At 73.0% G+C, this 14001-nt stretch carries 11 protein-coding genes; 7 read left to right on the plus strand and 4 right to left on the minus strand.

Going from position 1 to position 14001, the window contains the following annotated elements; genetic code table 11:
* Window positions 1-149: 149 nt before the first annotated feature.
* Complete coding sequence (locus tag AB0I06_RS16195) at window positions 150-1370, minus strand: acetyl-CoA C-acetyltransferase (RefSeq protein WP_363119421.1); 1221 nt, start codon at window positions 1368-1370, stop codon at window positions 150-152.
* A gap of 143 nt (window positions 1371-1513) precedes the next feature.
* Complete coding sequence (locus AB0I06_RS16200; protein WP_363119422.1) at window positions 1514-2539, minus strand: SGNH/GDSL hydrolase family protein; 1026 nt, start codon at window positions 2537-2539, stop codon at window positions 1514-1516.
* Between the two features lie 159 nt (window positions 2540-2698).
* Between AB0I06_RS16200 and AB0I06_RS16205 the strand changes: the two genes are divergently transcribed.
* On the plus strand, window positions 2699-4087 hold the full coding sequence (locus AB0I06_RS16205; protein ID WP_363119423.1) for a cystathionine beta-synthase: 1389 nt from the start codon (window positions 2699-2701) through the stop codon (window positions 4085-4087).
* A 374-nt stretch (window positions 4088-4461) separates the two neighbouring features.
* On the opposite strand, the gene AB0I06_RS16210 is transcribed toward AB0I06_RS16205, so the two are convergent.
* The gene (locus tag AB0I06_RS16210; RefSeq protein ID WP_363119479.1) at window positions 4462-4884 is read right to left on the minus strand and encodes a hypothetical protein; all 423 of its coding nucleotides are present in this window, start codon (window positions 4882-4884) and stop codon (window positions 4462-4464) included.
* Between the two features lie 187 nt (window positions 4885-5071).
* Between AB0I06_RS16210 and AB0I06_RS16215 the strand changes: the two genes are divergently transcribed.
* Complete coding sequence (locus tag AB0I06_RS16215; protein WP_363119424.1) at window positions 5072-5914, plus strand: MurR/RpiR family transcriptional regulator; 843 nt, start codon at window positions 5072-5074, stop codon at window positions 5912-5914.
* 103 nt (window positions 5915-6017) lie between these two features.
* The gene (locus tag AB0I06_RS16220) at window positions 6018-6599 is read left to right on the plus strand and encodes a hypothetical protein (RefSeq protein WP_363119425.1); all 582 of its coding nucleotides are present in this window, start codon (window positions 6018-6020) and stop codon (window positions 6597-6599) included.
* 364 nt (window positions 6600-6963) lie between these two features.
* Here AB0I06_RS16220 and AB0I06_RS16225 read toward each other — a convergent pair whose 3' ends face one another.
* Window positions 6964-8337 carry a diaminopimelate decarboxylase gene (locus tag AB0I06_RS16225; RefSeq protein ID WP_363119426.1) on the minus strand — a complete coding sequence of 458 codons (1374 nt, stop codon included), beginning with the start codon at window positions 8335-8337 and terminating at the stop codon, window positions 6964-6966.
* A gap of 127 nt (window positions 8338-8464) precedes the next feature.
* Here AB0I06_RS16225 and hutU point away from each other — a divergent pair, with 127 nt between their 5' ends.
* From hutU to hutI, 4 genes are read left to right on the plus strand one after another with little or no spacing between them, the layout of a single operon-like run.
* Window positions 8465-10129, plus strand: coding sequence for a urocanate hydratase (gene hutU / locus AB0I06_RS16230; protein WP_363119427.1), 1665 nt, complete (start codon window positions 8465-8467; stop codon window positions 10127-10129).
* The gene (locus AB0I06_RS16235) at window positions 10126-11343 is read left to right on the plus strand and encodes an allantoate amidohydrolase (protein ID WP_363119428.1); all 1218 of its coding nucleotides are present in this window, start codon (window positions 10126-10128) and stop codon (window positions 11341-11343) included. Before hutU ends, AB0I06_RS16235 begins: the two co-directional genes overlap by 4 nt.
* Complete coding sequence (locus AB0I06_RS16240) at window positions 11340-12674, plus strand: formimidoylglutamate deiminase (protein ID WP_363119429.1); 1335 nt, start codon at window positions 11340-11342, stop codon at window positions 12672-12674. Before AB0I06_RS16235 ends, AB0I06_RS16240 begins: the two co-directional genes overlap by 4 nt.
* Window positions 12671-13966 (plus strand): imidazolonepropionase, encoded by a 1296-nt coding sequence (gene hutI, locus AB0I06_RS16245; protein ID WP_363119431.1) that lies wholly within the window; start codon window positions 12671-12673, stop codon window positions 13964-13966. The genes AB0I06_RS16240 and hutI overlap by 4 nt, the downstream gene beginning before the upstream one ends.
* Window positions 13967-14001 lie beyond the last annotated feature (35 nt).

The following is a 14001-nucleotide window of genomic DNA, read 5'->3' on the forward strand; positions in this document are numbered from 1 at the left end:
GCTGCTGTGACCTGCGGTTCTCCCCTGTCGGAGGGAGATAGGTCACATCCTGGGGGAGATTGGATCACAAAACAGCCCAGAACCCTGGTGTTTTCAGGGTTCTGGGCCCGAGGCTCACAGCGGGTGCTATAGCCGCTACGGTGTGCCGCTCAGCTGAGGCGTTCGATGACCATGGCCATGCCCTGGCCGCCGCCGACGCACATCGTCTCCAGACCGAACTGCTTGTCGTGGAACTGGAGGGAGTTGATGAGCGTGGTGGTGATGCGGGCGCCGGTCATGCCGAAGGGGTGGCCGACGGCGATGGCGCCGCCGTTGACGTTCAGCTTCTCCAGCGGGATGTCCAGGTCGCGGTAGGAGGGGATCACCTGGGCGGCGAACGCCTCGTTGATCTCGACCAGGTCGATGTCGCCGATGGTGAGCCCGGCGCGGCCCAGGGCCTGCTTGGTGGCCTCCACCGGGCCGAGGCCCATGATCTCGGGCGAGAGGCCGGAGACGCCGGTCGACACGATCCGGGCCAGCGGCGTGAGGCCGAGCTCGAGGGCCTTGGTGTCGGACATGATCACCAGGGCGGCGGCGCCGTCGTTGAGCGGGCAGCAGTTGGCGGCGGTGACCATGCCGTCGGGGCGGAAGACCGGCTTGAGGCCCTGCACGCCCTCCAGGGTGACGCCGGCGCGGGGGCCGTCGTCCTTGGAGACGACCGTGCCGTCGGGCAGGGTCACCGGGGTGATCTCGCGCTCCCAGAAGCCGTTCTTGATGGCTTCCTCGGCGAGGTTCTGCGAGCGGACGCCGAACTCGTCCATGTCCTGGCGGGTGACGCCCTTGAGGCGGGCCAGGTTCTCGGCGGTCTGGCCCATCGCGATGTACGGGTCGGGCAGCAGGCCGTCCTCGCGCGGGTCGTGCCAGCTGGAGCCCTCGGACTCGGCGACCGCGGCGGTACGGGCCTCGGCGTCGGCGAACAGCGGGTTGTGCGTGTCCGGGAGGCTGTCGGAGTTGCCCTTGGCGTAGCGGGAGACCGTCTCGACGCCGGCCGAGATGAAGACGTCGCCCTCACCGGCCTTGATGGCGTGCAGGGCCATGCGGGAGGTCTGGAGCGAGGAGGAGCAGTATCGGGTGATGGTGCAGCCCGGCAGGTGGTCCATGCCCATCTGTACGGCGACGACGCGGCCGAGGTTGTGGCCCTGCTCGCCGCCGGGCAGGCCGCAGCCGAGCATCAGGTCGTCGATGTCGCGCGGGTCGAGCTCGGGGACCTTGGCCAGCGCGGCCTGGATGATCGTGGCGGTCAGGTCGTCCGGCCGCACGTCCTTCAGGGAGCCCTTGAAGGCGCGGCCGATGGGGGAGCGGGCGGCTGAGACGATCACGGCTTCGGGCATCACGGCTCCATTGACGTACCGGGTGGTCTGGCAGGGCTGTCTGGGAAGTTACCCGTACGTATCGGCCGGGGTCACGGGTGTCGCGGTGTGACCCTGACCGCAGTTTCCAAGCGCTTGCTTTGCGGCCTGCCCCGCGGCCCTCCTCAGCTCGACGGAGTCGCGGGAGCCGGTTCCTGCTCGGGTACCCGCCGGCGCCGCCGGCGCTTCAGCAGGGCCCAGGGGCCGCGCGGACCGCTCGGCATCGCCGCCGCGACCTCCGTGCCCGCCTCCGAGGCGGCCTCCGCCGCCGCCCGCGCCACCGGCAGGAAGCCCTCGCGGCGGGAGGCGTCCGGGCGCTCCTCCTCGGCGGGCCACAGGCCGAGGGAGGCGCACACGCTCGGCAGCACGGCCATCGCCGCCGTGGCATAGCCCTCGGCCGAGGGGTGATAACTGTCCGGGCCGAACAGCTCGCGCGGGTTCGCGGCGAACTCGGGGCCCAGCAGGTCGCCCAGCGACACGGTGCGGCCGCCCTGTTCCACGACTCCGATCGTCTGGGCGGCCGCCAGCTGGCGTGAGGCCCGTCTGGCCAGCCAGCGCAGGGGCTGGCGGACCGGCTCGATCGTGCCGAGGTCGGGGCAGGTGCCGACCACGACCTCCGCACCGGCCGTGCGCAGCCGGCGCACCGCCGAGGACAGATGCCGGACCGAGCGGGTCGGGGGCATGCGGTGCGTGACGTCGTTGGCGCCCACCATGATCACGCAGATGTCGGGGACCGGGCCGGGATCGGCCAGCACCAGGGCCACCTGGCGGTCCAGGTCGTCCGAACAGGCCCCGGGGGTCGCCACCGTGCGCAGCTCCACCGGCCGCTCCGCCAGCGCGGAAAGACCCGACGCCAGCAACGCCCCCGGGGTCTGGCCGCCCCGGTGCACGCCCTGGCCCGCGGCCGTGGAGTCACCCAGCATCGTCAGCCGCAGCGGCACCTGGCCCGGACCGGCGTACGTACGGCCGTACAGCCCGTCCGCGTGCGGCACGTGCGGTGACGTGCCGTTGCCCACGCGGCGCCGCGCCAGCTGCACCTCGGCCAGCACCAGTCCCACGGTGGCCGCTCCGGCCAGACCGATCCCGCCGCCGCCGTACGCGGCGCCGGCCGCGATCCGGCGGGCCACCCTCGCCCTCGACATGCTCGTCATGCGTCGCCGCCACCTCCTCGAACCCGTACACCCAGTGCTTGCCCCGTACAGCCCGTCGCCCAATCTCGACGGGGAGTGAACGACCGTCACGGACCACCGGCAGGCCCTAGGCTGGCGGCACCACTAGGACCACTTCTTTTGCGGCATCCGGAGACAACGGTGCAATTCCACGACTCGATGATCAGCCTCGTCGGCAACACCCCGCTGGTGAAGCTCAACAGCGTGACCAAGGGCATCAGGGCGACCGTCCTGGCCAAGGTGGAGTACTTCAACCCCGGCGGCTCGGTGAAGGACCGGATCGCCCTGCGCATGATCGAGGCTGCGGAGGAGAGCGGCGCGCTCAAGCCCGGCGGCACGATCGTCGAGCCGACCAGCGGCAACACCGGCGTCGGGCTCGCCATCGTCGCCCAGCAGAAGGGGTACAAGTGCATCTTCGTGTGCCCCGACAAGGTGAGCACCGACAAGATCAACGTGCTGCGCGCGTACGGCGCCGAGGTCGTCGTGTGCCCGACCGCCGTCGACCCCGAGCACCCGGACTCGTACTACAACGTCTCCGACCGGCTGGTCCGTGAGACGCCCGGGGCCTGGAAGCCGGACCAGTACTCCAACCCCAACAACCCGCTCTCCCACTACCACTCGACCGGCCCCGAGCTGTGGGAGCAGACGGAGGGGAAGATCACCCACTTCGTGGCGGGCGTGGGCACCGGCGGCACGATCTCCGGGACCGGCCGCTACCTCAAGGAGGTCAGCGACGGCGCCGTGAAGGTCGTCGGCGCCGACCCGGAGGGCTCCGTCTACTCGGGCGGCTCCGGCCGGCCCTACCTCGTCGAGGGCGTCGGCGAGGACTTCTGGCCGACCGCCTACGACCGGACCGTCGCGGACGAGATCGTCGCCGTGTCCGACAAGGACTCCTTCCAGATGACCCGCCGCCTCGCCAAGGAGGAGGGCCTGCTCGTCGGCGGCTCCTGCGGCATGGCGGTCGTGGCCGCGCTGGAGGTCGCCGAGCGGCTCGGCGAGGACGACGTCGTGGTGGTGCTGCTGCCGGACAGCGGCCGCGGCTACCTCAGCAAGATCTTCAACGACGAGTGGATGGCCGACTACGGCTTCCTGGAGGACACCGGCCCCAGCGCCCGCGTCGCCGACGTCCTGAACGACAAGGAGGGCGACCGCATGCCCTCCCTCGTCCACATGCACCCCGAGGAGACCGTCGGCCAGGCCATCGAGGTGCTGCGCGAGTACGGCGTCTCGCAGATGCCGGTCGTCAAGCCGGGCGCGGGTCACCCCGACGTGATGGCCGCCGAGGTCGTCGGCTCGGTCGTCGAACGCGAGCTGCTGGACGCGCTGTTCAGCAAGAGCGCCTCGCTCGAGGACCCGCTGGAGAAGCACATGTCCGCCCCGCTGCCGCAGGTCGGCTCCGGCGAGCCCGTCGCCGACCTGATGGCCGTGCTCGGCAAGGCGGACGCGGCGATCGTCCTCGTCGAGGGCAAGCCGACCGGTGTGGTCAGCCGGCAGGACCTGCTGTCCTTCCTGGCCCGCACGGGGAAGTGACGGCCAACCCGCGGTGAACTGCCCGTGAACCGGGTGAACTTGCGGCGTCCGTGATCTTCGCGGACTTCGCGGAACCGGTACGCGGGTGTCACGTCCGCGCAGCACTCGCTTAACACGGGTCCTGCACATTGGAGGTGTCGGCAGGGCGGGAGCGGCTCCCCGCCCCGGCCGGCGCCGAACGGCGTCACAGGACCTCCGGAGCGGCTCCCGGACCTCCACGGACGCCATGGACGCGCAAGCCCGGCCTGTCGGCCGGACCCGCGTCCTCCGCGGGGACCGCCGTCGTCCCGCCCCCCGTCACCGGGGGTGCGGCGGTCCCCGCGCATCTCTTCCACGACCGTTCAGCCGGTGCCGGGGTCTCCCGCACGCGGCGCTCAGTCGTCCCAGTCGCTGGTGCGGGCGGACCCGCGGCGGCCGAACAGGTTCGGGTCGGTGCGGATCGCCTGGACGACGTTGACGCCGACGATGCCCGCCCAGGCGACGAGCAGTCCGGGCAGACGGGCCACGCTCCCGCCGATGGCCGACAGCGGTATCGCGAGGACCAGGGAGACGATCCCGAAGCCGAACCGCTCGGCCCAGGAGTCGGTGACCCGCGGCGACCGGGAGTCCCGGGCGGTTTGCAGCTGCTGCTCGGCGAGCTGCCGGCGCACCCGGCGCTCCACCGTGCCGTCGATCCGCTGGTCGACCTTCTCCAGGAACGAGTCGACCAGTGCCGACTCGTACTCCTCGCCCAGATCCCTGCGGGCGTGCAGGGTGGCGTCGAGTTCCTTCTTCAGGTCGGTGTCCCGCGCGTCCATTCCCGTCATGCCGTCCACGGTAGAAAGGGGCGATGCCGCCCGCACTGGGGTTAGCCCCCCTGTGCACCGGGGGGTTCCCGGCCAGGTTCCCGGCCGGAGCGCCCCGGCCGTCCTCCCGTCCGGCTTGCCGCCCTGCATATGCTCATGCAGAATCCTCAGCTACTGAATAGGCGAGGGGGAGCACGTCATGAGCGTGACCGACAGCCCTGCCGCGCGGTTGCAGGCGCTCTTCGAGGGTCACCGGCTGACGCCGACCCAGCGGCGCATCGCGCACAGCATGGTGCGGCGCGCCGCCGACGTGCCGTTCCTGTCGAGTGTGGAGCTCGCCGAGCTGGCCGGAGTCAGCCAGCCGTCCGTGACCCGCTTCGCCGTCGCCCTCGGCTTCGACGGCTACCCCGCCCTGCGGCGGCACCTGCGGGAGGTCGCCCCGGCCGAACCCGCCCCGGGGACCGTCGCCCGCAACGAGTACCAGCAGGCCGTCGAGGCGGAGATCGAGAACCTGCGGCACCTGGCGCAGGCACTGGCCGACACCGGCCCCGTGCGGCGCGCGGGACGTCTTCTCGCCGGTTCCCGCCCGCTCCTGGTCCTCGGACTGCGCGCCGCGGCGGCCCAGGCGCACGGCTTCGCCTACTTCGCCGCCAAGGTCCACCCCGATGTGCGGCTGCTCGGCGAGGGCGGCACGATGCTCCAGGACCGCGTCGACGCCGCCGTCCGAGCCGGTGCCACCGCGCTGCTCTGTTTCGCGCTGCCCCGGCACCCCCGCGAGGTCGTCGACACCCTCGCCTACGCCAAGGAGGCCGGGCTGACCGTCGTCACGGTCGCCGACTCCGCCTTCGCACCCGTCGCCAAGGTGTCCGACCTGCTGCTGCCCGCCGCCGTCGGCACCGGCCTCGCCTTCGACACGGCCTGCGCGCCGATGCTGCTCGGGCGGGTGCTGCTGGAGGCCATGTGCGACGACCTGCCCCAGGCCCAGTCCCGGCTGGAGGAGTTCGACACGAAGGCGGCGGCCCGGGGCCTGTTCGTCGACTGACGGCACACGCGGTGTCCGCCGCGCGCGTCTTCTCAGACTCGTCTCACGATCCGTCGCTACCGTACGGCTCCACGAGGCTTCGGAGACCGGACGGAGGCTGGACATGACACGTGGAGGACAGGGACTGGCCCGGGTGGCCGTCGTCGTACGGGCGGGGGCGGCCCCGCTGTGGTGGCTGGGCGTGCTCGCGGCGGGCATCGGCCTGCTCGCGCCGGGCCTGACCGGACGCCGTGTCGGTGTCCTGGCCGGAGCGGCCCTCTTCATCCTGGCGGCCGCCGCCGTGGCCTGGAGCCGCAGCAAGCGCTACGCGGCCCTGGCGGCCTCCGCGTCCCGCGCGGGCAAGCACGACGTGCTCCAGGACCGCGCGGTCACCGTACGCAACTGGCGCCGGTCGCAGCGCTGGTGGCTCCTCCTCGCCTTCCTCGCCGCCCTGGGCAGCGCCTTCGCCGTCCCGGCGGCCGGGGGCCTGCTCCTGGCCGGCTGCGGTGCGGGGCTGTGGCTCAAGTCGGCCTGGCTGGGCCGCCTGGAGCGGGACGGCGAGGCGTTGCTGTGGGTCCGCGTGGACTGGCTGCGCGGAGCGGGCCACCCGGCCGGCAGCCGGGTGAAGACGTACCGCAGCACGGGCATCGCGGCGGGCGACGCGGCCCCCGGGGGCGCCCGCAGGAAATCACCGGCGCTGGTGTGACGCGGCGGGAGCGCGGGGCGCCGGCGCGCCATTGTGACGTCGGGGGCGCATGGCGTGGGCGCGGGGCTGAATCGCGGTGCGGCTCGGCCGCGTGGGCGCGGGCTGGATTGTGTCGCGGCTCCGGCGGGTTGGTGCGGGGCGGTGTCCCTGGGGTGGCGCCGGGGCGTTGGCGTGGCGCTGTGTCGCTGTGCGGCTCCTGGGGGCGGTTGCCGGGGGTGTGTCGCCCCGGCGGGCTGTGCCGCATGGCCGGGGAGACCGACACGGTGCTGCTTCGGCGGTCGCGTGGGCCTGCCCGGCCGTGCCGTACTCGCGTCCCGCCGTGAGGCGCCTGCCCCGCCCCCGGCGTACCGCCTGTACCCGGCGACTACGCCGGTCCGAACCGTGCTCGTGTCAACGCGTCCGCCTGGGCACCGCCGGACTCGGCGACCACCTCCCGCACGGTCTGCGGCCGTCGCACCACCGCGAAGCGGCCCTGTGGTCCGAAGCCGTGGATTCCCGGCCGGACCAGTGAGTTGTACCCGTAGTGGTGCGCGAAGTAGTACGCCCCGGTGTCCAGCGCCGCCACGTAGTCCCCCTGCTCCAGCAGCGGCAGGGACCGCGCCTCCGCCAGCAGGTCCCCCGCGAAACAGGCCGGTCCCGCCACGTCCTGGACCACCACCGGCCCCTGTTTCGGCCGTCCCTTCGCGTCGTACGCGGAGATCCGCAACGGCCAGCTCCCCGGCGCGTAGACCGTCCGAGTGGCCACCTGGACCCCGGCGTGTGTCACCGCCACCGCCCGGCCGCCGGAGGTCTTCGCGTACTCGACGCGCGCCACCACCGTCCTGTGCTTCGCCAGCAGTGACCGCCCGAACTCGGTGACCAGGCCGTACCGCCCGTCGAACAGCCCCGGCACCTCCTCGGCCAGCAGCCGCGCGTACTGCGCGTGGGTCGGGGTCGTCGCGTCCGAGGCGAAGTTCACCGGCAGGCCGCCGCCGATGTCGAGTGTGCCGACCTGCTGCCGCCCGGCCCGCCGGTTGATCTCCTCGGCCAGCGCGTACGTCTGCGCCACCCCCCGCACCATCAGGTCCCGCGGGATGCCCTGGGACCCGGTGTGCGTGTGCAGCCGGGTCAGCCACGGCCGGTCGAGATACGCCTGGACGACCCACTCCCGGGCCCCCTCGTCGCGCAGGGCCACCCCGAACTTGGAGGTGGCCGTCGCTGTGGACAGCGCCTCGATGGAACCACCGCCGACCTGCGGGTTCACCCGGATTCCGAGCGGGGAGCGGCTCACCGCCCGCTCGGGCAGGGCGTCGATGCGGGCCAGCTCCTGCGGATTGTCGGCGTTGACGGCGATGCCCAGGGACAGGGCCTCGCGCAGCTCGGCCGGTGTCTTCGCGGGGGAGTCGAGCACCGTCGCCTCGGGCGGCACGCCCGCCGCCTGCGCCAGGGCCAGCTCACCCGGGCTCGCGACCTCCGCGCCGATGCCCTCCTCGCGCAGCAGCCGCAGCACCGGCACCAGCGGGGTCGCCTTGACCGCGAAGGCGTGCAGGACCTCGGTGCCCGGGGCCGTCACCGCCTCGAACGCCGAGCGCAAGCGTGCCGCCGACTCCCGGATGCCGATGACGTCCAGCAGCCCGACGATGGGGTCGTCGGGCCCGAGCAGCCCCTGCTCCACGGCGGCCCGCACCGCCTCGTCCCGCCGGGCCGCCCGCGCGGCCCCGGAGCCGTCCGCTTCTTCCGCCTCGATGTGTGCGCCCATGCGTCCAGCCAAACATCCACGGCCGCGCCGCGCCGACCTCCGACGTATTGACTAGCTCTATTCATGAGTCCAGGATGTGAATAGAAGTAGCAACATCGTGCCGGGAGCACCCACCAGGAGGCAGACCATGTCAGGACCCCGCCCCGTCCGAGCACCACGCGGCACGGAACCGAGCGCCCTGGGATGGCAGCAGGAGGCCGCCCTTCGGATGCTGCAGAACAACCTCGACCCGGAGGTCGCCGAGCACCCCGACAAGCTCGTCGTCTACGGAGGCACCGGCAAGGCGGCCCGCGACTGGCGCTCCTTCGACGCGATGGTCCGCACGCTCAAGACCCTGAAGCAGGACGAGACCATGCTGGTCCAGTCCGGCCGCCCGGTCGGTGTCATGCAGACCCACGAGTGGGCCCCGCGCGTCCTCATCGCCAACTCCAACCTGGTCGGCGACTGGGCCAACTGGGAGGAGTTCCGCCGCCTGGAACAGCTCGGCCTGACCATGTACGGGCAGATGACCGCCGGTTCCTGGATCTACATCGGCACCCAGGGCATCCTCCAGGGCACCTACGAGACCTTCGCCGCGGTCGCCGCGAAGAAGTTCGGCGGGTCGCTGGCCGGGACCATCACCCTGACCGCCGGACTCGGCGGCATGGGCGGCGCCCAGCCGCTCGCCGTGACGATGAACGACGGCGTGGCGATCTGCGTCGACTGCGACCCGCGCGCCATCGACCGGCGCATCGAGCACCGCTATCTCGATGTGAAGGCCGACAGCCTGGACCACGCCCTGAAGCTGGCGACCGAGGCCCGCGACGCCCGCCGCCCCCTGTCCATCGGTGTGCTCGGCAACGCGGCCGAACTGGTCCCGCAGCTCCTCGCCATGGGCGCGCCCATCGACATCGTCACCGACCAGACCTCGGCCCACGACCCGCTGGCCTACCTGCCGCTGGGCACCGCCTTCGAGGACATGGCCGACTCCGCCGCCAAGGACCCGGCCGGCTTCACCACCCGCGCCCGCGAGTCCATGGCCCGGCACGTGGAGGCCATGGTCGGCTTCATGGACGCCGGCGCCGAGGTCTTCGACTACGGCAACTCCATCCGCGGTGAGGCGCAGCTCGCCGGATACGACCGGGCCTTCGCCTTCCCCGGCTTCGTCCCCGCCTACATCCGCCCGCTGTTCTGCGAGGGCAAGGGCCCCTTCCGCTGGGCCGCCCTGTCCGGCGAGGCCTCCGACATCGCCAAGACCGACAAGGCGATCCTCGACCTCTTCCCGGAGAACGAGTCCCTGGCCCGCTGGATCAAGATGGCCGGGGAGCGCGTCCACTTCCAGGGGCTGCCCGCGCGCATCTGCTGGCTCGGCTACGGGGAGCGCGACAAGGCCGGCGAGCGGTTCAACGACATGGTCGCGAGCGGGGAGCTCGCCGCACCGGTCGTCATCGGCCGCGACCACCTCGACTGCGGCTCCGTCGCCTCGCCCTACCGCGAGACCGAGGCCATGCTCGACGGCTCCGACGCCATCGCCGACTGGCCGCTGCTGAACGCCATGGTGAACGTGGCGTCCGGGGCGTCCTGGGTGTCCCTCCACCACGGCGGCGGCGTCGGCATGGGGCGGTCGATCCACGCCGGGCAGGTGACGGTGGCCGACGGCACGGCACTGGCCGGCGAGAAGATCCGCCGCGTCCTGACCAACGACCCGGGCATGGGCGTCATCCGGCACGTCGACGCCGGCTACGACATCGCCGAGTCCGTCGCCGGCGAGCGCGGGGTGCGGGTCCCGATGCGCGAGGGTGACCAGGCGTGACCTTCCACAGCATGTGGGCGGAGCTGCTGCCGATCGGCCGCAGCTCCGCCTCCGGCGGCTACCGCCGCTTCGCCTGGACCGGCGCCGACCTCGACTGCCGGGCCTGGTTCAAGGAGCAGGCCGAGTCCCGCGGACTGGCCTACGAGACCGACCGCAACGGCAACCAGTGGGCCTGGCTGGGCGACCCGGCCCGGGGCGACGCCGTCGTCACCGGCTCCCACCTCGACTCCGTGCCCGACGGCGGCGCCTTCGACGGGCCCCTGGGAGTCGTCTCCTCCTTCGCGGCGCTCGACGAACTGCGCGGCAGGGGAGCGGAACTCACCAAGCCCCTCGGCATCGTCAACTTCGGCGACGAGGAAGGCGCCCGGTTCGGTCTCGCCTGCGTCGGCTCCCGGCTCACCGCCGGGCACCTCACCGTCGACGACGCCCACAGGCTGACCGACGGGGACGGGACCACCCTGCCCCGGGCCATGGAGGCCGCCGGCTACGACCCCGAGGCGATCGGGCCCGACCCCGAGCGGCTCGCCCGCATCGGCGCCTTCGTCGAACTGCACGTCGAACAGGGCCGGGCCCTGGACCTGTCAGGCGACCGGGTCGGCATCGCCAGCGCCATCTGGCCGCACGGCAGGTGGCGGTTCGACTTCGCCGGCGAGGCCAACCACGCCGGCACCACCCGGCTCACCGACCGGCGCGACCCGATGCTGCCCTACGCCGAGACCGTCCTCGCCGCCCGCCGCGAGGCCGAACTCGCCGGAGCCGTCGCCACCTTCGGCAAGATCGCCGTGGAGCCGAACGGCGTCAACGCCATCCCCTCCCTCGTGCGCGGCTGGCTCGACTCCCGCGCCGAGGACCAGGCAAGGCTGGACACCGTCGTCGCCGGCATCGAGAAGGCCGCCGCGGAGTACGCCGCCGCCCACGGTGTCGACCTCGCCGTGGTCCGCGAGTCGTTCACCCCCGTCGTCGAGTTCGACCACGCCCTGCGCGACGAACTCGCCCGCATCCTCGGCAAGGACACCGAACTGACGGTCCCCGTCCTCGGCACCGGCGCCGGACACGACGCCGGGATCCTGTCCGCGAGCATCCCGACCGCCATGCTGTTCGTGCGCAACCCCACCGGCGTCTCCCACTCCCCGGCCGAGGTCGCGGCCGAGGACGACTGCGCCGCCGGTGTGCTCGCACTCGCCGACGTACTGGAAGGACTGGCCCGCACGTGACACAGACGTACTGGCTGGAACACGCCTGGCTCGGCTCGCACGTCGAGTCGGGCGTCGCCCTGGACGTCCACGACGGCCGCATCACCGCCGTCCGCCCGGACACCTCCGCCCCGCCCCCGGGCGCCGAGGTGCTGCGCGGGCTCACCCTCCCCGGCCTGGCCAACGCCCACAGCCACGCCTTCCACCGGGCCCTGCGCGGCACCGTCCAGGTCGGCTCCGGCACCTTCTGGACCTGGCGCGAGGTCATGTACGCCACGGCCGCCCGGCTCACCCCGGACAGCTACCACGCCCTGGCCCGGGCCGTGTACGCCGAGATGGCCCTGGCCGGCATCACGGCCGTCGGCGAGTTCCACTACGTCCACCACGCCCCCGGCGGCACCCCCTACGCCGACCCCAACGCCATGGGCGAGGCCCTCATCGCGGCCGCCGCCGAAGCCGGCATCCGCATCACCCTCCTCGACACCGCCTACCTCTCCTCCGGCTTCGGGCAGCCGCCCACCGAACCCCAGCTCCGCTTCTCCGACGGCACCGCCGAGGCCTGGGCCGAACGCTGTGCAGGTCTCAAGGAACGGGATCACGCGCGGATCGGAGCGGCCATCCACTCCGTACGGGCCGTGCCCGCCGACCAGTTGGCGACCGTCGCACGCTGGGCCGGGGAGCGGCGGGCCCCGCTCCATGTGCACCTGTCGGAGCAGACCGCCGAGAACGACGCCTGCCGGGAGGCCCACGGCCGCACCCCCACGCGGCTGCTCGCCGACCACGGAGTGCTCGGACCGCGCACCACCGGCGTCCACAACACCCACCTCACCGACGAGGACATCGCCCTCCTCGGCGGCAGCGGCACCGGCACCTGCATGTGCCCGACCACCGAGCGGGACCTCGCCGACGGCATCGGACCCGCCGTCGCCCTTCAGCGGGCGGGCTCCCCGCTGTCCCTGGGCTCCGACAGCCACGCCGTGATCGACCTGCTCGAAGAGGCGCGGGCCATGGAGCTGAACGAGCGGCTGCGCACCCGCACCCGAGGTCACTGGACGGCGGCGGCCCTCCTGCGGGCGGCCTCGGCCGACGGCCACGCCGCCCTCGGCTGGGACGAGGCGGGCGCCCTGGAGACCGGCGCCCTCGCGGACTTCACCACGCTCGCGCTCGACTCGGTCAGGACGGCAGGGCCGCTTCCGCGGCTCGGGGCCGAGACGGCCGTATTCGCCGCGTCGGCAGCGGACGTGTCGCATACGGTCGTGGCAGGGCGGCACGTCGTACGGGACGGGGTCCACCGCCTCGTACCGGATGTGCCGCGAGCCCTCGCCGACGCCGTCGAAGCCCTGCGGGGATGAGCCCGGGCCGCCCGCCCGCGCGGCCCGCCTCCGCCCCCGAACCCGACCCCACCGCCGACCAGGCCACCAAGGACGCCATGAGCAACGCGACGACCGTCAGCCCCGCCCACTCCGCGAGCACCGCAAGCACGCTCATCACGAACATCGCAAGCCTGGTCACCAACGACCCCTCCCTCGGTGACGGTTCCCCCCTGGGACTGGTCCAGGACGCGGCCGTCGTCATCGAAGGCGACCGCGTGGTGTGGACCGGTGATCAAAGCAAAGCACCCGCCACTGACAATCGGGTCGACGCGGGCGGCCGGGCCGTCCTGCCCGGCTTCGTGGACTCCCACTCCCACCTCGTCTTCGCGGGCGACCGGACGCAGGAGTTCAACGCCCGGATGTCCGGGCGGCCGTACAGCGCGGGCGGCATCCGCACCACCGTCGCGGCGACGCGTGCGGCCAGCGACGGGGAACTCGAGGCCAACGTCACCCGTTACCTCGCCGAAGCCCTCCGCCAGGGCACCACCACCTTCGAGACCAAGTCCGGCTACGGCCTGACCGTCGAGGACGAGGCCCGGGCCCTGCGCATCGCCGCCGCCCACACCACCGAGGTCACCTACCTCGGCGCCCACATCGTCCCGCCCGACTTCGCCGAGGACCCGGCCGGCTATGTCGCCCTGGTCACCGGCGAGATGCTCGACGCCTGCGCCCCGCACGCCCGCTGGATCGACGTCTTCTGCGAGAAGGGCGCCTTCGACGGCGACCAGGCCCGCGCGATCCTCACCGCCGGCAAGGCCCGGGGCCTGCACCCCCGCATCCACGCCAACCAGCTCTCCTACGGCCCCGGTGTGCAGCTCGCCGTCGAACTCGACGCGGCCAGCGCCGACCACTGCACCCATCTGACGGACGAGGACGTGGACGCGTTGGCGAACAGCCGCACGGTCGCCACCCTGCTGCCCGGCGCCGAGTTCTCCACCCGCGCCGAGTGGCCGGATGCCCGCCGTCTCCTCGACGCGGGTGTCACCGTGGCCCTGTCCACCGACTGCAACCCGGGCTCGTCCTTCACCTCTTCCGTCCCGTTCTGCATCGCGCTCGCCGTACGGGACATGGGCATGACCCCGGACGAGGCCGTCTGGTCGGCCACCGCGGGCGGCGCGGCGGCCCTGCGGCGCACCGACGTCGGCCGCCTCACCCCGGGCGCGTACGCCGACCTGACGCTCCTCGACGCGCCCAGCCACGTCCACCTGGCCTACCGGCCCGGCGTGCCGCTGGTCAGCGGTGTGTGGCGGCGCGGTGAGCGGGTGCTCTGACCGACGAAGGCGCCCGATCTCCACATGTCGTCGCG

Origin of the sequence: Streptomyces sp. NPDC050674 (assembly GCF_040654575.1) — a bacterium.
Taxonomy (GTDB): Bacteria; Actinomycetota; Actinomycetes; order Streptomycetales; family Streptomycetaceae; genus Streptomyces.